The organism is Succinatimonas hippei YIT 12066 (assembly GCF_000188195.1).
Classification (GTDB): Bacteria; Pseudomonadota; Gammaproteobacteria; order Enterobacterales; family Succinivibrionaceae; genus Succinatimonas; species Succinatimonas hippei.
In genome coordinates this window covers 1-17,418 of sequence record NZ_GL831010.1, presented here as the reverse complement: position 1 = coordinate 17,418, position 17,418 = coordinate 1, and the positions used below count along the sequence as shown (strand labels likewise).

14 protein-coding genes are annotated in these 17,418 nt (G+C 42.7%); 9 read left to right on the top strand and 5 right to left on the bottom strand.

Features of this window, described 5'->3' with window-relative positions; genetic code table 11:
- Positions 1-89 precede the first annotated feature (89 nt).
- Positions 90-326 (bottom strand): 50S ribosomal protein L31, encoded by a 237-nt coding sequence (gene rpmE, locus HMPREF9444_RS06245; RefSeq protein ID WP_040909335.1) that lies wholly within the window; start codon positions 324-326, stop codon positions 90-92.
- Between the two features lie 249 nt (positions 327-575).
- Here rpmE and HMPREF9444_RS06240 point away from each other — a divergent pair, with 249 nt between their 5' ends.
- The 7 genes from HMPREF9444_RS06240 to HMPREF9444_RS06210 all read left to right on the top strand — a co-directional run bounded on the left by HMPREF9444_RS06240 (position 576) and on the right by HMPREF9444_RS06210 (position 8,566).
- The gene (locus tag HMPREF9444_RS06240) at positions 576-2,813 is read left to right on the top strand and encodes a primosomal protein N' (protein WP_009143556.1); all 2,238 of its coding nucleotides are present in this window, start codon (positions 576-578) and stop codon (positions 2,811-2,813) included.
- Between the two features lie 27 nt (positions 2,814-2,840).
- Complete coding sequence (locus HMPREF9444_RS06235) at positions 2,841-3,752, top strand: ROK family protein (RefSeq protein WP_009143555.1); 912 nt, start codon at positions 2,841-2,843, stop codon at positions 3,750-3,752.
- Between the two features lie 310 nt (positions 3,753-4,062).
- Entirely contained in the window at positions 4,063-5,799 is a 1,737-nt protein-coding gene (gene argS / locus HMPREF9444_RS06230) for an arginine--tRNA ligase (RefSeq protein ID WP_009143554.1), read from the top strand.
- Positions 5,800-6,414 carry an SPOR domain-containing protein gene (locus tag HMPREF9444_RS06225; protein WP_009143553.1) on the top strand — a complete coding sequence of 205 codons (615 nt, stop codon included), beginning with the start codon at positions 5,800-5,802 and terminating at the stop codon, positions 6,412-6,414. It begins immediately after the preceding gene.
- Between the two features lie 14 nt (positions 6,415-6,428).
- Positions 6,429-6,956 (top strand): ATP-dependent protease subunit HslV, encoded by a 528-nt coding sequence (gene hslV / locus HMPREF9444_RS06220; protein WP_009143552.1) that lies wholly within the window; start codon positions 6,429-6,431, stop codon positions 6,954-6,956.
- Positions 6,957-6,968: 12 nt separating this feature from the next.
- The gene (gene hslU, locus HMPREF9444_RS06215) at positions 6,969-8,297 is read left to right on the top strand and encodes an ATP-dependent protease ATPase subunit HslU (protein ID WP_009143551.1); all 1,329 of its coding nucleotides are present in this window, start codon (positions 6,969-6,971) and stop codon (positions 8,295-8,297) included.
- A gap of 8 nt (positions 8,298-8,305) precedes the next feature.
- Positions 8,306-8,566, top strand: coding sequence for a hypothetical protein (locus HMPREF9444_RS06210; protein ID WP_009143550.1), 261 nt, complete (start codon positions 8,306-8,308; stop codon positions 8,564-8,566).
- Positions 8,567-8,610: 44 nt separating this feature from the next.
- Here the strand turns inward: HMPREF9444_RS06210 and HMPREF9444_RS06205 are convergent, their stop codons facing one another.
- The 3 genes from HMPREF9444_RS06205 to HMPREF9444_RS06195 all read right to left on the bottom strand — a co-directional run bounded on the left by HMPREF9444_RS06205 (position 8,611) and on the right by HMPREF9444_RS06195 (position 12,481).
- Positions 8,611-10,512, bottom strand: coding sequence for a PTS fructose transporter subunit IIABC (locus HMPREF9444_RS06205; RefSeq protein ID WP_009143549.1), 1,902 nt, complete (start codon positions 10,510-10,512; stop codon positions 8,611-8,613).
- A gap of 95 nt (positions 10,513-10,607) precedes the next feature.
- Positions 10,608-11,471: a serine O-acetyltransferase gene (cysE, locus tag HMPREF9444_RS06200; protein ID WP_009143548.1), complete on the bottom strand. Its 864-nt coding sequence runs from the start codon at positions 11,469-11,471 to the stop codon at positions 10,608-10,610.
- The gene (locus HMPREF9444_RS06195; protein WP_009143547.1) at positions 11,471-12,481 is read right to left on the bottom strand and encodes a cation diffusion facilitator family transporter; all 1,011 of its coding nucleotides are present in this window, start codon (positions 12,479-12,481) and stop codon (positions 11,471-11,473) included. The genes cysE and HMPREF9444_RS06195 overlap by 1 nt, the downstream gene beginning before the upstream one ends.
- A 244-nt stretch (positions 12,482-12,725) precedes the next feature.
- Here HMPREF9444_RS06195 and plsB point away from each other — a divergent pair, with 244 nt between their 5' ends.
- Entirely contained in the window at positions 12,726-15,182 is a 2,457-nt protein-coding gene (gene plsB, locus HMPREF9444_RS06190) for a glycerol-3-phosphate 1-O-acyltransferase PlsB (RefSeq protein ID WP_009143546.1), read from the top strand.
- 8 nt (positions 15,183-15,190) lie between these two features.
- Here plsB and trmA read toward each other — a convergent pair whose 3' ends face one another.
- Positions 15,191-16,327, bottom strand: coding sequence for a tRNA (uridine(54)-C5)-methyltransferase TrmA (gene trmA / locus HMPREF9444_RS06185; RefSeq protein ID WP_009143545.1), 1,137 nt, complete (start codon positions 16,325-16,327; stop codon positions 15,191-15,193).
- Between the two features lie 136 nt (positions 16,328-16,463).
- On the opposite strand from trmA, the gene murI reads away from it, so the two are divergent.
- Positions 16,464-17,267: a glutamate racemase gene (gene murI / locus HMPREF9444_RS06180; RefSeq protein ID WP_009143544.1), complete on the top strand. Its 804-nt coding sequence runs from the start codon at positions 16,464-16,466 to the stop codon at positions 17,265-17,267.
- Positions 17,268-17,418: the final 151 nt, after the last annotated feature.

The following is a 17,418-nucleotide window of genomic DNA, read 5'->3' as shown; positions in this document are numbered from 1 at the left end:
CGGGGTTTTAGCCGCTGATCTTTTTTGATAAAAAACGCAGATCATAAAGATCTGCGCTTTTCTTAATAATAAAATAGTTGAATATTTTATTATTTGGCAGCTTTCTGAGCAGCACGTGCTCTGCCGAGCATAGCAAAACGCTTGTTGAAAGCTTCGACGCGTCCGCCAGTATCAACAATCTTCTGTTTGCCGGTATAGAAAGGGTGGCACTGAGAGCAGACTTCGATATCGATATCGTGACCTGCAGTAGAGCGGATCTTGAATTTGTTGCCGCAAGAGCAGCGTACGTTGATTTCCTCGTACTGAGGATGAATATTCTTCTTCATTTGGACCTCAATGCGTGTCGCCGTTTCAGCCGCACAAGCGCCGAATACCACACGCCTATAGATAGAAAATACCGCAAAATTTTATATTAATAGAAAGCCAAGAGCAAGATCTTTTTGGAGCATTTTCCAAGTAGGAAATAGCCGTTTTTCAGTTTTAAAGCCGGGATTTGTTTAAAACTTATGTAAGAAGAGTGTTTTTTGTGAAAAAATGCGACAATAGGCAGTAATTTCTTTTCATAAGTTTTTTACATGGAATCTCAAGCCGTTTTTTCCGTTATTGAAGTTGTATTAAACCGTCCCTTGTTTCAATGTTTTGATTACAAGCTTGAAGGTTCGTATGCTGATGATATTGTCGGAGCCAGAGTTGAAGTTAATATTGCAGGCAGTCGTGAAATAGGCATTATTTATAAAGTAAAACAAGACAGCTCTCTGCCTTTTGCAAAATTAAAATCGGCGCGCCTTCTTGATAAGAAAGATATTTTTGCGCCTGATGTTCATAAGATGCTGTCTTTTGCGAGTAAGTATTATCTTTATCCTTTAGGACAGTGCTATGTAAGTGCACTGCCGAAGCTGCTGCGTGACGGAAAGGAAGCCGCTTACGGAGAAATTCCGGCGCTGGCCGCTACAAAAGAAGGGCTTGAAGCTGATGTTAAAAACATAAAAGCCAAAGTACAGGCGCAGATCCTGACCTTATTAAAGGAAGGGCCTGTAAGACGAAAAGAATTAAGAGAAAGAGGTTTTAGCGCGCAGGCGGAAAATGCGCTTATAAAAAAGGGCTTTGCCGTAAAAGTTAATTTAGCTTTAAGTCTTAAAGCCACTCAGAGTACAGCTGCGCCAAGCGTTTTAAAAGAAGAACCTCCTGTCTTAAATCCCGAGCAAAGCGTTGCGGTTGAAGCAATTTGTGCAGCTAAAGGATATCAGGCGTTTTTGCTGAACGGCGTGACCGGATCCGGTAAAACTGAAGTTTATTTGCAGGTAATTGCTGCCGTGCTGAGAAAAGGGCAGAGTGCTTTGGTGCTCGTACCTGAAATTGCCCTTACTCCGCAGACTTTTGAGCGCTTTTATAATCGTTTTAATGTTCCTGTGTCGTCAATGCACTCGGCATTATCCGACAGAGAGCGTCTGGATGCCTTTTTAGACATGCAAAGAGGGGGTCCTGCAATTTTAATCGGGACGCGATCGGCCTTATTTACTCCAATCCCCAATTTAGGCCTTATCGTTATAGATGAAGAGCATGACGGATCTTTCAAGCAAACCGACGGTTTTCGCTATCACGCCCGATCTTTGGCATTAGTCCGAGCAAAAGCTGCAGGCTGCAAGATAATTTTAGGATCGGCAACTCCTAGCCTTGAGAGTGTTGAAAACGCATTATGCGGAAAATTCACTAAACTTGATCTGACAATAAGAGCAGGCGGCGCGAGTTTGCCGCAGTTTAAACTTATTGATTTAAAAAATGAACCGCTTACTCCGGGAATAAAAACCGGTATCGGTTTAGAGCTTGAAAACCGTATCGGAGAGGAAACGGCAAGGGGCAATCAGGTTTTACTTTTTTTAAATCGCCGCGGCTATTCGCACCATTTATTTTGTCCGCATTGCGGCAAAATTTTTACTTGCCCGAATTGTGACAATCCTCTTACCGTTCACAAAAACGAAGGCCGGCTCAAATGCCATGTTTGCGACAATGTGTTTGCAATGCCTGTCGTATGTCCCGATTGCGGCAGCCGCGAGTTTATGGAAAACGGCTACGGTACCGAGCAGGTAGAAGAATTTTTACGACTGCGTTATCCCGATGTCGGAATAGAACGTATCGACAGAGACAGTGTTAACAGCAAAGCCGAACTTGAAAAGCGTCTTGAACGAATAAAAGAAGGTAAAAGCAAAATAATGCTCGGTACACAGATGCTTGCCAAGGGACATGATTTTCCTGATGTTACGTTAGTTGGCATATTGGATATAGACAGCGGCCTGTTTTCGGATGACTTCAGAGCTCTTGAATCGACCGCCCAGCTTTTGACTCAGGTATCTGGAAGAGCGGGAAGAGCTCAAAAGCAGGGAGATGTGATAATTCAAAGCTATCATCCTGAAAATGAACTTTTAAACAGACTTATAACTCCAAACATTGCTTATTTTGATATTGCGCTTGATCTGCTTTTAATAAGAAAGAATTTAAATTTGCCGCCTTTTTCTTATCAGGCTTTTTTATTGTCAAACAGCGAAGATCGTGTCAAAGCTTTTGCCTATTTGCAGGAACTTAATTCTTGTTTGCAGAAAAAAGCAGGAACGTATGAAGGCTTAAGCTTAGGTCCCGTAATTTCCGACAAGATGGAAAAGAGGCATAACCGCTACCATTTTCATATTCTGGTTACGGCTATTAGGCGAGATGTTTTAAACGCCTTTTTAAATGAAACGGTGAAAATCGAGCAGGACAATCCGCCTAAAAACGATGTAAGGTTTGCAATAGAGGTAGATCCTTTGTTTCTTTATTGAAATAAAAAACGGAGCCAAGATATTCGTATGTTATTCGGAATTGATTTAGGCGGTACTAAAACCGAAATTACGGTATTAAGTGACAATAATTATGCGGTATTGTTTAAAAAAAGAGTACCGACGGTAAAGAATAACTATGCGGCAACTCTTACTACTATCTCAGCTTTAGTAGATGAGGCGCAAAAGGCACTGAACGTTTCTGTAGATTCTATTGGCGTAGCGATTCCCGGCACGGTATCAGCGATTACCCATACAATTAAAAACGCTAACTCCTATTGGTTAAACGGTCAAGATTTGCTGCATGATTTGGAAAAAACGACGGGTAAAAAAGTTTTCCTTGAAAACGACGCCAATTGCTTTGCCCTTTCAGAAGCCGTAGACGGAGCGGGAAAAGATTATAAAGTGGTTTGGGGGCTGATTTTAGGCACCGGATCGGGGACCGGTATCATCATTGACCGCAAGACAATCGAGGGACGTAACGGTCTTGGAGGAGAATGGGGTCATAATCCTTTGCCGTGGATGAATGAATATGAGCAAGAGATTGCAAAAATTGAGCAGTGTTATTGCGGTAAGCACGGCTGTATAGAAACTTTCGTTTCGGGCACAGGATTTGAAGCGGAATATGAACGGCAGAGCGGGCAAAGACTCAGCGGTGTTCATATTGCCAAATTACTAAATTCAGGCAATAAAGATGCAGCAAAGACTTTTAATCTTTATGTAGACAGACTTGCAAGATCTATTGCCTGCTTTGCCAATTTCATCGATCCTGACGTTATTGTTTTAGGCGGAGGAATGTCAAATTTAGACGTTTTGTATCAGGAGCTTCCGCATAAGGTAAAAGAATATATTTTCGGTAAAGAGTTCGTTACACCGATTGTTAAAGCCGTGCACGGTGATTCTTCAGGAGGGCGCGGTGCGGCTTTTTTGTGCCGAGCCTAAAGCCGATAATTTTCAGCATTAAGAGCGAAAAATGAAATTTATGTGGATAAAGAAGAGTTGATTTTCCGATCGATACAGCCTGATTTAAAAATTTTTCAGCAAGGCCGCTTAGTTTCGGTAAATCGTTATCGGTTTTAATTTAAGTAACGGTTAAGAGATCTTTGAATTTTTAGAGGAAAAGTTTGCTTTGTGGTATTCTAATGGATCAGATTGCGCTTACTTAAGTATGCTTTAAAACTTAAGGTAAAGGCGTTTTGTATGCGCCTTCGGTTGAAGGGTCTAACTTAAATAACTCCTCTTGGAGATTTTGATGAAGCAGCACATTGAAAATTTACTTAAAAATGCCGTTTTAGTTTTAGCCAAAGATCATGAGATCCCGGAAAATGTCATTAACAATATAAAAGTAGAACGTGCCAAAGATAAGGCTCATGGTGATTTTGCCACTAATTTGGCTTTGATTTTAGCAAAGCCTTTGAAGATGAACCCGAGAGCCGTTGCCGAGCTTTTAATTAAAAATTTAGAACCGTCTGCAAGAATAGAGAAAACGGAAATTGCCGGCCCCGGTTTTATTAATTTTTTTGTAAGTGACAGCTTTACTGCAGAGAAGCTGCAGGAGATGCGTTCTGATGTGCGCCTCGGCATAAAAGAAGCGGATGTAAAGGATATTGTTGTAGTTGACTATTCAGCGCCGAACGTAGCTAAAGAAATGGCGGTGCATCATATTCGATCTACTGTAATCGGCGACGCCGTTGTTCGTGTTTTAGAGTTTTTAGGTCATAAAGTTATAAGAGCCAATCATGTAGGAGATTGGGGCACGCAGTTCGGTATGCTGATTGCTTATCTTGAGGAGCAGGAGAATAAGTACGGAACCGATCTTGATTTAAGTGATTTTGAGGCATTTTATCGTGCGGCTAAAGAACGCTATGACAGCGATGAGGATTTTGCCGTTTTAGCACGTTCTTACGTGGTAAAACTGCAGTCAGGCGACGAGTATTGCAAAAAGATGTGGCAAAAGCTCGTTAAAATGACCATGGATCAGAACCAAAAGCTCTATGATCGTCTTGACGTCACTTTAACTGAAAAAGATGTCATGGGTGAGAGCTTATACAATGATATGCTGCCTAAAATTGTCGAAGATTTGATGCAAAAAGGCATTGCAGTTGAGGATCAAGGTGCTGTGGTGGTGTTTTTGCCGCAGTTTAAAAATAAAGACGGCGAGCCTTTAGGTGAGATTGTGCGCAAAAAGGACGGCGGCTATCTTTACACAACTACAGACATCGCCTGCGTTAAGTATCGTGTTGAAACCTTAAAAGCCAACCGCCTTATGTATTTTATCGACTCCCGTCAGCATCAGCATTTGGAAGCGGCATGGAGCATCGCAAGAATGGCAGGCTACGCTGATGAGTCGGTTCGTATTGAACATGAAGCTTTCGGCATGATGCTGGGTAAAGACGGAAAACCGTATAAAACTCGTTCAGGCGGCACCGTAAAGCTGAGAGATTTACTTGATGAAGCTGAAAATAGAGTAACAGCTTTACTTGACAAGCGTAACAGTCCGCTTCAAGGCAAAGATCGTGACGAGGTTATTCATAACATCGCCATTGGCGCCGTTAAATATGCGGATTTGTCGAAAAACCGCATGACCGATTATGTGTTTGATTGGGATTTGATGTTGTCCTTTGACGGAAATACCGCTCCTTATTTGCAGTATGCATACAGTCGCATCCGTTCCATTTTCCGCAAAGCAGAAATTGAACCGGGTGCTATTGTGCTGCAGGAAGAAGCTGAAAACGATTTGGCGACAAAGCTTTTAGCTTTTGAGGATACCGTAAAGAGCGTTGCCGAAAAGGCCATGCCGCATCTTTTGTGTACATATCTTTTTGAGCTTTCGGGTATCTTTATGCGTTTTTATGAGGCATGCCCGGTGCTTAAAGGAGATGTCGCACTTGAAATTAAGGCAAGCCGTTTGGCCCTGTGCGATTTAACCGCTAAGGTGTTAAAGCAAGGTTTAGGACTTCTTGGCATTAATACTATGGAGCAGATGTAAATGTTCTCTAAGATTTCCGCAGGCGGCAAGTTTAAAGATAAAAAGAAACTTTTTTCGCTGCTGCTTGCTGCTATCGTAGTTATCTTGTTTGCTGTCTTTTTATTGTCCCTTTCAGGCGAGAAAAAGTCTGACGTCGCTGCGACCTCATCTCAAGGAGAGGTCACAGGTGAGCTTGTGATAAATCAAGACGCTGTAACTGAGCCTGCATCAAAGCGCTATGACTATAACAATGTTATAACCGATACCGATGAACCTAATAAAGAGGCTATGGAATCTGCGTCAAGTCCCTTTGACATTTTGGAGCAAAAACAATCAAGTGACGTTGCTAAGCCGCAAGAAGATTTAACCGTAAGTGAAGATTCTACTGAAACTTTAACAGCTGAAAAGCCTAAAGTTCAGGCGGTTTTATACTGTGATTCTTTTGCCGACCAAGCGTCAGCAGAAACGCAAAAAGCAAAAATTGCCTTTAGCGGAGTTATAAGCAATGTCGTGCAAAGAGACGGCACTTACAGACTTAAAATAGGACCCTTTCCGTCTAGAGATGAAGCTAAGCAGGTTTTCTCCAAGCTCGGAGACAATTCTTTAGTCGGAACTTGTTCTTTAGTTGATGAATAAGGTTTATAAAGTTAATGACAACAATCGTTTCAGTTCGCCGCAATAATGTAGTGGCCGTAGGCGGCGACGGTCAGGTCACCATGGGGCAGAGCTCCGTTTTAAAAGCAAATGCGGTCAAGGTTAGACGTCTTTTTAAAGGTAAGGTTATAGCAGGTTTTGCCGGCAGTACGGCTGATGCTTTTACTCTTCTTGATTTATTTGAAAGCAAGCTTGAAGAGCATCAAGGAATTTTGGAAAGAGCCTGTGTGGCTTTGGTTAAAAACTGGCGTACCGATAGAGCATTGCGCAAGCTTGAGGCTATCCTCATAGTAGCTGATAAGAACGCTTCTTTTTTGGTAAGCGGTACCGGAGACGTCGTAAGAATGGATGATGACATTTTGGCAACGGGGTCGGGCGGTAATTATGCATTGGCTGCGGCACGCGCTTTAGTGGCAAATACAGATTTGGATGCTAAAACCATTGTTAAGAAATCTCTTGAAATAGCCGGAGATATCTGCGTATACACCAATCAAAACCATGTTATAGAGACCATTGAATATTAAGGATTAAAGAAAATGACGGAACTTACTCCGCGCGAAATTGTAAGTGAGCTTGATAGATTTATTATCGGACAGAAAGAAGCAAAGAAGTCTGTCGCTATCGCATTGCGTAATCGTTGGCGCAGAATGCAGATTGACCCGAAGCTTCGCGGTGAAATTTTTCCGAAAAATATATTGATGATAGGTCCTACCGGTGTCGGTAAGACCGAAATCGCCCGCCGTTTGGCATCTCTTGCCAATGCTCCTTTTATTAAAGTTGAAGCCACTAAGTATACTGAGGTGGGTTATGTAGGAAAGGAAGTCGACTCCATTATTCGTGACTTGGTGGATGTCGGTATGAAATTAGTTAAAGAGCAGGCTTTTAAGAAAAATCGCGTCAGAGCTGAAGATGCTGCTGAAGAGCGCATTTTAGATGCTTTGCTGCCGCCTGCCGATAATACGCCTGAGAGTGAAAAGGAAAATAATCCTACACGGCAGATTTTCCGTAAAAAACTTCGTGAACATGAGCTTGATGATCGCGAAATTGAAATTAGAGTAGCCGATACCGGACCTAGCTTTAACATAATCGGCGGAAATGCCGCTATTGAAGAGGTGAATAATCAGCTGCAGTCGCTTTTTGACAATATGAATGCCAATCGTACCGTAGTCAGAAAGATGAAAATTAAGGATGCCTTTAAAGAACTCGTCATGGAAGAGGCGGAAAAGCTTACTAAAAAGGATGATTTAAAAACAGAGGCCATCAATCTTACTGAGAATAACGGCATTGTCTTTATTGATGAAATCGACAAGATTTGCGGACAGGATTTGAACGGATCACGCGGTGAAGTTTCTCGCCAGGGCGTACAGCGTGATTTGCTGCCGTTAATTGAAGGCTGCCAGGTAAGTACTAAATACGGAATGGTAAGAACCGATCATATTTTGTTTATTGCCTCAGGTGCTTTCCAGATGTCAAAACCTTCTGATTTGATTCCTGAACTGCAGGGTCGCTTGCCTATTCGTGTAGAGCTTAAAGCTTTAACTTCAGAGGATTTTGAACGTATTTTAAAAGAGCCGCATACTTCGCTTACCAAACAGTATGAAATGCTGCTTGCAACTGAGGGCGTAACCATCGAATTTACCGATGACGCGATTAAGCGTATCGCCGAGGATGCTTTTACCGTCAATGAGCGTACCGAAAATATCGGAGCACGCCGTTTGCATACTTTGATGGAAAAGCTTTTGGAAAGCGTTTCTTTTGAAGCTCCAGATCATGCCGGGCAGAAAGTGGTTATTGACGCTGAATATGTTGATGATCATTTAGGTGAGCTTGTGCAGAATGAAGATTTGAGCCGTTATATTCTGTAGGAAAAGTTATGAGTGAGCATGATGATTCATTAAGCCCGAAAGAGCGTGAGCTTATCGCGAGTTTAAAGGAAATAGTTTCGCTAAGCGAGAATATGCGGATTAAACTTGAACGGGCCCAAAAAGAATTGAGCTCACTGCAGGCAACCTTGTCTTCAGAAAGACGCAGTATGATTGAGCTTAAAGAAGAGAATCAGCATCTGCGCGAAGTCTTGCAAAACTGGCGCAACCGGATGAACTCGGTTTTAGAACAGTTAGGTGAGATTAAATAGAATAATTAAGGCCGGATATTCCGGCCTTAATTTTGAAGACTGCTTTAGCTTTCAAGGTGCAAAGGTTTTCTTCCTACTCTAAAGAGTATTGTGCTGACTATTACACCGCACAGTAAAGAGAGAAGGTAGAACAGCGGATTTTCCGCCAGTATTACGATAAAAATACCTCCGTGAGGAGCGCACAAGCCGCAGCTGAAAAACATTGATAATGCCCCCGCTACCGCTGCACCTGAAATGCAGGCGATACGCATTTTGGTCGGGTTTATAGCCAAGAACGGATATACTCCTTCGGTTATAAATAAAAATCCTTTACTTATTGCCGTCCAGGCCAAGCCTTGTTCAGGTTTTGAGAAACAGTGTTTAAAGAGAAGCGCTCCAAGTCCTGCAGCAATCGGCGGTACCATACCTCCGGCCATTACGGCAGCCATGACAAGGCAGCCGGGGCCTACCTCGGGCAGACAGTCTCCCAGGAGTAAAACACCGCAGGCATAAGCGATTTTATTACAAGGCCCGCCCATGTCGGCGGCCATCATTCCGCCTAATACGGCACCGATAATTGCCAGTACCCAAGCATTGGCCCCGCTTAAGAATATTTCAATGGCAGAATCGACGAGAATTGCCGGGATGTTGGTAATAAATTTGGCAATTATAGTCGTGAGTACCGCACCAAGCAGCGGATAAACCAAGAGCGCGAACATGGCATCATGGCCTTTTAGGAATCTTGCAGCAAGACGTGCGGATAAAAAAGCCACGCCGCCGCCGACAAAACCGTTTAAAACCGCGCCGATAACTCCGGCATCAGCCATGTCTGCCATAACACCGCCGGTAAATCCTGCGACCAGCGCCATGCGTCCTGCCATGGAAAAAGCAATAAAAGCGCTTAATACCGGAAAAAGCAGGGCACCGATACTGTAGCCGATCGTGTCAAGGAATAATCCCAGCTCCGTATCGCGTACAAAATCAAGGCGTGCTACTGCAGAAAGAATGCCTGCTGTTGCGGCAAGCGGGAGTATGTAAGTAAGTCCGCTCATTAAGTGACGGTAGAGTTTCATCGGAATGTTGGAAGATTCCGATAGGGCTCCGGCACTGTAAACAGGACAGTTAGGATCTAATGCTTTAGTTATAAGCTCAAGAGGACGGCGGACTCCGTCGACTACGCCTACGCGCACCATTCTTTTACCGATAAAACGGTCGATGTTGACGGCACGATCTGCTGCAACGATTACGGCTTTTGCATTGGCGATTTCTTCCGGCATCAGCTGATTGCGGTTGCCGGCGGCACCGTCTGCTTCAACCTTGATGGAAATTCCCATTTCTTTGGCTTTATGCTCAAGAGCTTCAGCTGCCATATAAGTATGGGAAAGGCCTGCAGGACATGCGGTTACGGCTACCAGATCGTAAACCGGGGCTGTTGCCTTGCTTTCCGATTGATGTGTATTTTCTTGCTGCTTTTCCTGTTCTTTATGTTCTTCCTCTTCTTTGTTTAGTTCTTTTTTTTCAGCTTCATTGATATAAGAAAGGAATTCATCAACGCTTTTAGCCGAAATCAAAGCTTTACGGAAATTTTCATCGATTAATAGAGAGGACAGGCGAGCCAGTACATCAAGATGAGCATCTGACGCATTATGCGGAGAGGCAATTAAAAAGATAAGATTGACGGGCTCTCCGTCAATTGAGTCAAATTCAACACCGTTTTTAACCACCATAGCAGAGAGCGCCGGTCTTGAAACGCCGGCACTTTTGGCATGAGGAATCGCTACGCCTTCACCAAATCCTGTAGATCCTTTACGTTCGCGATCAAAAACGGCGGCACGAAAACGTTCCGTGTCACTTAGACAGCCGGTTCCTGCAAGACTGTCGACAAGATCGTTAATTGCAGATTCTTTATTGATGGGTGCGGCGGTTAAATTTACCGCTCGACGATCCAAAAGATCGCAAATATGCATATTTTTTCCTAAGTGATAAACACGGCTTAATTATACAGATAACGCAATTGAAAATGTTAATTGCGTATGCCGGGAAAACGGTTCGTAAGATTTCTTTAAATAATCTTTACATTGCAAATCTGTCCGCAGGCGCTGGTACAGATAGTTTCTTTGGTATCAAGATCCTGATCCATATTAAGTGACGGAACTTCTTCTTTAGGAATGCCGACTACTCTGGCGGGAATACCTGCCACTGTAGTATGAGGCATTACATCGGCAAGAACGACTGAACCTGCGCCGATTTTGGCATTGTCTCCGATTTTGATGTTGCCGAGGATTTTTGCTCCGGCACCGATCATGACGCCGGAACCTACTTTAGGGTGACGGTCCCCTTGCTCTTTACCCGTACCGCCCAGCGTGACGTTATGCAAAATGGATACATTATTCCCGACGCGGGCAGTTTCGCCTATGACTATTCCGGTAGCGTGGTCGAACATGATGCCGTGACCGATTTGAGCGGCAGGATGGATATCGACTCCGAAAACATCGGAAACTATTCCTTGGATGAAACGTGCAAAATCATGGCGACCTTGCTGCCATAACCAATGAGCGACGCGCCAGGACTCAAGAGCATGAGGGCCTTTGAAATATAAAAAAGGGGTTGTGTAGTCAGATGCTGCAGGATCTCTTGAGCATACGGCGCTAAGGTCTTCTGCCGCATCTTCAAGGATTTGAGGATCGGCAGTGAATGCTTCAATGCAGATTTGATAGAGCTCTTTTTGTCCGATAACTGGAGTGGCAAGGCGGTTGGAGATAATTTGCGCAAGTCCTTCTCCTAAATTGGTGCAATTTAATATTGCTTTGTCAAGGTAACCTTTTAAGAGCGGCTCTTTTTGTAAGATGACTGCAGCTTCTTTCTGCATTTGTTGCCATAAAAGAACCGATTTCAGTTGAGAGTCAGCCACTTGCTCAATCCTCATTAGCAGTTAGTTTCACCGTTCTTGTCTTTGATTTGATTGTATCTTTCCGGACTTATCGGGCAAGATGCCTCGTCCATAAACTCGACATCTTTATACGTATCATCGGTATCCGGCTCCATATGTATGGTTATATCACTGTCAGGATAGCGGATTTTGATGGCATTTTCAGCCTCTGAGGCGATTTTATGTGCTTTGGTTAAAGGCATATTACCATCAAGAACGATATGACATTGAATAAAAGTATGCGGTCCTGCCTGCCTTGTTTTTAAATCGTGCAGCGACAATACTCCGTCAATTCCTAAAATCAAAGCCATGAGCTTGGCATTTTCGGCAGGAGGCATTGATTTATCAAGCAGTGTTGCAATAGCTGTTTTGCCGATGTGGTAAGCGCTGTGCAGAATATAAAAGCCTAAAATTACTGTAAAAAGACCGTCAGCCCAAGCAAAATTAAAGCGGCTTAAAATTAATGAAGCAACGACTCCCACATTTAACAAGATGTCGGATAAATAGTGATAGCGATCGGCGTTAATCGCTTCGCTTGAGGTCTTTTTATATACGTAGCTTTGGAAGGAAACAAGGCATACGGTGATAAGTAAGGATAATGTGGTGACAATGATGGCGGCATCGATATAGCCGATGACTTCTGGGTGCTGTAAGCGCTCAAAACCGTGGACTATAAGAAGAATTGAAGATCCGCTTATAAAAGCAGCTTGAGTAAGAGCGGCCAGAGCTTCGGCTTTATAATGACCGAAACGGTGATCTTTATCTGCAGGCGTCAGAGCAAAGCGCAGAGCCAGCAAATTGATAAAAGAAGCGCAGCAGTCGATAAGCGAGTCGGTAAGAGAGGCTAAGATGGTTGAAGATCCGCTGAAAAACCAAACCGCCGCTTTCATTAAGATAAGAGAAATGGCTGTTGCAACTGAAGCAAATCCGGCAAGCAGCACGAGTTTTCTGTAATTGACTGCAGGAACATTTTGTTCCTCAGTGCAAGGATTATTTACTTCTATCATTTTCTTTTAATTTATTGTTATCTATTTGGGTAAAAATTCTATCTATTGTATCAGTGTTTTAGATGAAAAATTTTTGTCAGCTAAAAGTCGCCCTATATCATAGCGAGAATAATAAATCGCACTTATAATCTAAATATGCATAGTATGAATATATAGAAGCAAAATACTTTACGATATGCTGATTTTTATGGTGCACGTAAATCTTTAAACGTAAAGTTTAGGCGCTTTTAAGGCAGGTGCGGCGATGATGCTCAATAAGATACTGCGTTTTATTTTTTATTATCCTATCCGTTTTACAGCAACATGCGATCCTGTTCCTTTTGAGCCGTTAAAGCATATTAAGATTGATAAGCATAAGCCCATTGCTTATGTAACGGTGTCATCCTCAGTAGCTAATTTAATGACCATTGAGCGCTTAACTAAAAAGCTCGGGCTGCCGAGCCCGTTTGATCCTTTGGTCGTCGGTCCGATGCGTTTGAAAAGAACCGCCTATTTGAGATCGCCTGGTCTTTTCAGTTCGCGCCTGCATAAGCGTGATATCTATAAGATTTTTGATACGTGGGTTGCTGCGTGCCGGGATTTCGGCACGGATATCCAGATCATTCCTATTACAGTTTTATGGTCGCGTAATCCTTCGTATGAAGGCCTTGCTATGCGGGGAATTGAGGCGCCTACTCCATCCTGGCGTAAATTTTTGACGGTGACTTTTTCCGGTCGAGATAACTGTACTATCGTTTCCGATCCGGTATCGGCACTTGCTATTCAGGAAAAACTTGAACAAAGTAAATATACCAATTTACTGCAAAGAGCGGCGGCTTTGCATTTTCTGCGTAAAGCACGATCAGTTGTCGGTAAACCTTTTCCTAACCGTAAGCTTCTTATTGAAGAGCTGCTTTCAAGACCCGGCACGCAAGCTGCAATTGAAGAGGAGATGAAGCGCAGCGGTGCCAAGAAAGAAGAGCTTGAAGTAAAGGCGCGTCAGATTTTTGATGTGATGGCGGCCGATACCCGTTATCCGCTTTTAAAGTTTTTAAATTCAATAATCAGTCTTTTGTGGCGGCGTTTTTATCACGGACAAACGATTATAGGTGCAAATCGCGTGCGCGAGCTGGTGCAAAGCGGACATGAGATCATCTATATTCCGTGCCATAGAAGCCATATGGACTATATCTTATTATCCTTTGTTATTTTCCATGAAGGATTGCCGCTTCCGCAAATCGCTTCCGGGGACAATTTGAATTTCTTCCCGGTAGGCCCCCTTATTCGTCGCTGCGGATCGTACTTTATCCGCCGCAAAATGAAAGGAGATTTGTTTTATACCGATATGTTCAGAGAGTATTTGAGTTTGCTTTTTGAGCACGGTTATGCAACGGAGTTTTTCATCGAAGGGGGAAGATCGCGTACCGGCAGAACTTTGCCTCCGAGAACCGGTATGGTGTCGATGACAGTTCAAGCACAATTGCGCGGTATTGAACGTCCTATTGCCTTTATTCCTACATACTTAGGTTATGAGCATGTTATGGAAGTCGGATCATACATGAAGGAATTAGGCGGGGCGCAGAAAGAAAAGGAAAGTGCTTGGCAGCTTTTGGGTATTTTCAAGCGCTTTAGATACTACGGTCGCGGTTATGTGACATTCGGTGAGCCGGTCATTGTCCCGCGCTATTTGTCGCAGGCTGTTCCTGATTGGCGTAAAGATCTTGATCCTACTGGGCGCGGAAAGCCTGATTGGCTTTATGAAACCGTCAATCAGATGTCTCATGACATTATTATCAAGTTAAACGACTCGGCCATCGCCAACGGTATAAATTTGTGTGCACTGGCGCTTATGAGTGATGAGGATCATATCATCAGCATGCGCGGACTGCATCGCTGCGTAGCTTTGTTCTTAAAGCTTTTAGAGTGCGATGAAGCTCGACACAAATCCTTGCCAGAGGACAGGGAGACCGGAGTTTTGATTAAGCAGGCGCTTGAGCTGCATAAGTTTCATGTTTATCACGTAGGCGACATGGAGTTTGTGCGCCCAAGCCGCGGTCAGACTTTGCAGCTTAGATATTTTAAGAATAATATTTTGCATTTATTTGCCTTGCCGGCGCTTATTGCCAATATCCTTATCCGCAACGGGCATATTTTAAGAAAGGATGTCAACACCCATACCCGATCACTGTTTTATTTTCTGCGTCATGAATTGTACTCTCCCGTTCCGGAGGAGTCGCTTGATAAGTTAATCGAGATTTATATCGACACCTTCCTTAAAGAAGGCTATATCACTCAGAATGAGGATATGCTGTATATTTCAGGTGACGGGTTTAATGAGTTCAGCATTTTATCAAGGACTATACGACCGCATTTGATTCGCTTCTTAGTTGCGGGAACCGCATTAAAACAGATAGAAGACGGCACTTTAAACGTAGATGCGTTCATTAAAAAGTGCATTGATTTATCAAGGCGGTTGTCCTCATATGTAACCGAAAATTCGCCTGATTTTGCCGATCCCATACTGTTTAAGATTATATGCCACACCTTCATTAGGCATAAGTATTTTGAAGTGATGGAGGACGGTACGATTAAGAAGAATCTGCCTAAAGTTGAGAAATTGCTGCGAGCTGCCGAGCCGTTGCTTGCAGCCCGCGAGGTCCAGGCTTTAACCGGTAAAAAAGTAAGAGGCAACCTCATCAAGCATAATACGGAAGCCTCTTAGTTGTCTTTTTAGCGGCGCACGAGTAAAGCGCCGCTTTCCAAATGACGGGTATAAGGGAATTGATCAAAAAACGCCAGTTTTTCGATGCGATGGGTTTTAGTCAAAAATTGCAAATCAGAGGCAAAAGACTCAGGTCCGCAGGAAATGTAAATGACTCTGTCAAAACGGGCGGTGAATTTTAATGCTGCTTCATCTTGAAGACCTGCGCGCGGCGGATCGATAAGCAAGGTTTTGAAATCATATTCGTTAAGATCTACGTCTTTTTGCTGCAGTCTGTTGAAGGTACGTTCGCGATTAAGTGCTTGTGTTACCTCAACGGCGCTTAAACGTACCAATTTAACATTATCAATATTATTCTTTTCTAAATTGCGCAATGCATTTTGGGTAGGAACTCTTGCGACTTCGGTGGCAAGAACTTTGCGATAACACGGCGCTAAAGTGGCGGTGAAAGTTCCTGAGCCGCAATAAAGTTCTAACAGATCGGTGTTTTGCATATCCTCTGAGCAATTTAAGGCAAATTCGAGCATTTTTTCGCAGGTTACGGCATTAGGCTGGGTAAAAGTACCTTCGATTTGATAAAGGTAAACGTTTTTGCCGTTGACTTTAAGACATTCAAGCAAGGTATCGTCTTTACAGGTAATTTTTTGTTTGCGGGCGCGCGCAACTATTTCGGCGTTAAGTGATTTTTCGTGTAAAAAGGATCTTAATTTTTCAAGAGAGGCGGCAAAAGCCTCATCTAATTTTTTATGGTAATTTAAAGTGATGATGACATCACCTTGTAAATTACAAAGGAAATCGGCTTCAAATAAACGGTTTTTAATTTGCAAGTCGGTAAGGGCGTATTCTTTAAGTAAAGACATTGCCTTATTTATTGCAAGACTGACGCCGTCAAAGTAGTTAATAAAAACGCGTTTTTTCTTGCCGCCTTCTTTATCGTACATACAGTACTCAAAACCCGTTGTTTCGGTATGAAAAATTGCAAACTCGGCGCGCATCCGGTAATTGCTCGGAATTGAAGGAAAAATTTGCGGAGGAGGAAGCGTAATTCCTTTAGCTTTAAGCAGATTTAAAACGTGATCAGTTTTTTCGTTTAAATAGTTTTGATAGTTGTGAGGATCGGTTGTGGTTAAAAGTTCTTTAAGCATGATTCACCAAGCAATTTGGAATTGAGGAATTAAAGCTTTAACTTAGCTATGAAATTTTGTTGCTATAATACTTTAAAAAAGCGTTTTTAAACAATTTCTATAATAGCTTTTAGGGGTTAAGTCAAAAACAGTTGAGATGTTTCGAGTATTATTTTTTGATTCAGGTCTTGGCGGAACATCGGTGTTTAGCGCCGTAAAAGAATTGAACCCCAATTGCAGCTATTACTATCTTTTCGATAACGAATGTTTTCCTTATGGGAATAAGGACGAAGCTTTTATAATTAAGCGCACGGATGAAATATTGGAAGAAAGCGTCAGACGCTTTTCAGTATCTTTAATAATTGTTGCCTGTAATACTGCAAGTACTGTTGCATTACCGAAGTTAAGAGATAGGATAAAGATTCCGATTGTCGGAGTGGTTCCGGCAATTAAGCCTGCTGCTATAAAAAGTAAAAGCAAGATCATAGGTCTCGTGGCAACGCCCGGTACGATACGACGAGCTTATACCAACGATCTCATCGAAAAGTTTGCTAAAGATTGTAAGGTGCTTAAGATAGGAACTACTGATTTAGTACGGCTTTGTGAAAGAAAAATGGCAGGAAAACCCGTTACCCTTACTGAGGTTGCGGAGGTGTTCGGACCTTGGCTTATGTTAAAACCTGAAGAAAGGCCTGACAGCATAGTATTGGGCTGTACGCATTTTCCGCTGGTTAAAGACGAGATAGGAACTTTGTTCCCTGATGCCGTCTTGGTTGATTCAGGTGAGGCCATAGGAAGAAGAGTCAGAAGTCTTATATCTTTAAATCAGGCTCCTTCATATGAAGAGATAAGTGACGGCAATCATGCTTTTTACACGGGAAATCTTGAGAATCTTTCAGGATACGAAAATGCTTTTAAAAGTCTCGGTTTTAAAGATTTAACTGCGTTTTCTTTAAAGTGAAGTGTCAGTTATCATCTTTGCAAGATGAAGCGAGTTTTATCAACAAACAACGTAAAAATTTATTTTGTGTAAAATCAATAGGTTAATAAAAAATATTAAAAAAATGTAAAAAATTATTTGACAGGAGAAAAAGAATCTCTATAATGTGCAA

Coding starts and splice junctions, on each gene's coding strand:
- rpmE (WP_040909335.1), bottom strand. CDS start 326: ATGAAGAAGAATATTCATCCTCAGTACGAGGAAATCAACGTACGCTGC.
- HMPREF9444_RS06240 (WP_009143556.1), top strand. CDS start 576: ATGGAATCTCAAGCCGTTTTTTCCGTTATTGAAGTTGTATTAAACCGT.
- HMPREF9444_RS06235 (WP_009143555.1), top strand. CDS start 2,841: ATGTTATTCGGAATTGATTTAGGCGGTACTAAAACCGAAATTACGGTA.
- argS (WP_009143554.1), top strand. CDS start 4,063: ATGAAGCAGCACATTGAAAATTTACTTAAAAATGCCGTTTTAGTTTTA.
- HMPREF9444_RS06225 (WP_009143553.1), top strand. CDS start 5,800: ATGTTCTCTAAGATTTCCGCAGGCGGCAAGTTTAAAGATAAAAAGAAA.
- hslV (WP_009143552.1), top strand. CDS start 6,429: ATGACAACAATCGTTTCAGTTCGCCGCAATAATGTAGTGGCCGTAGGC.
- hslU (WP_009143551.1), top strand. CDS start 6,969: ATGACGGAACTTACTCCGCGCGAAATTGTAAGTGAGCTTGATAGATTT.
- HMPREF9444_RS06210 (WP_009143550.1), top strand. CDS start 8,306: ATGAGTGAGCATGATGATTCATTAAGCCCGAAAGAGCGTGAGCTTATC.
- HMPREF9444_RS06205 (WP_009143549.1), bottom strand. CDS start 10,512: ATGCATATTTGCGATCTTTTGGATCGTCGAGCGGTAAATTTAACCGCC.
- cysE (WP_009143548.1), bottom strand. CDS start 11,471: ATGAGGATTGAGCAAGTGGCTGACTCTCAACTGAAATCGGTTCTTTTA.
- HMPREF9444_RS06195 (WP_009143547.1), bottom strand. CDS start 12,481: ATGATAGAAGTAAATAATCCTTGCACTGAGGAACAAAATGTTCCTGCA.
- plsB (WP_009143546.1), top strand. CDS start 12,726: ATGATGCTCAATAAGATACTGCGTTTTATTTTTTATTATCCTATCCGT.
- trmA (WP_009143545.1), bottom strand. CDS start 16,327: ATGCTTAAAGAACTTTTAACCACAACCGATCCTCACAACTATCAAAAC.
- murI (WP_009143544.1), top strand. CDS start 16,464: ATGTTTCGAGTATTATTTTTTGATTCAGGTCTTGGCGGAACATCGGTG.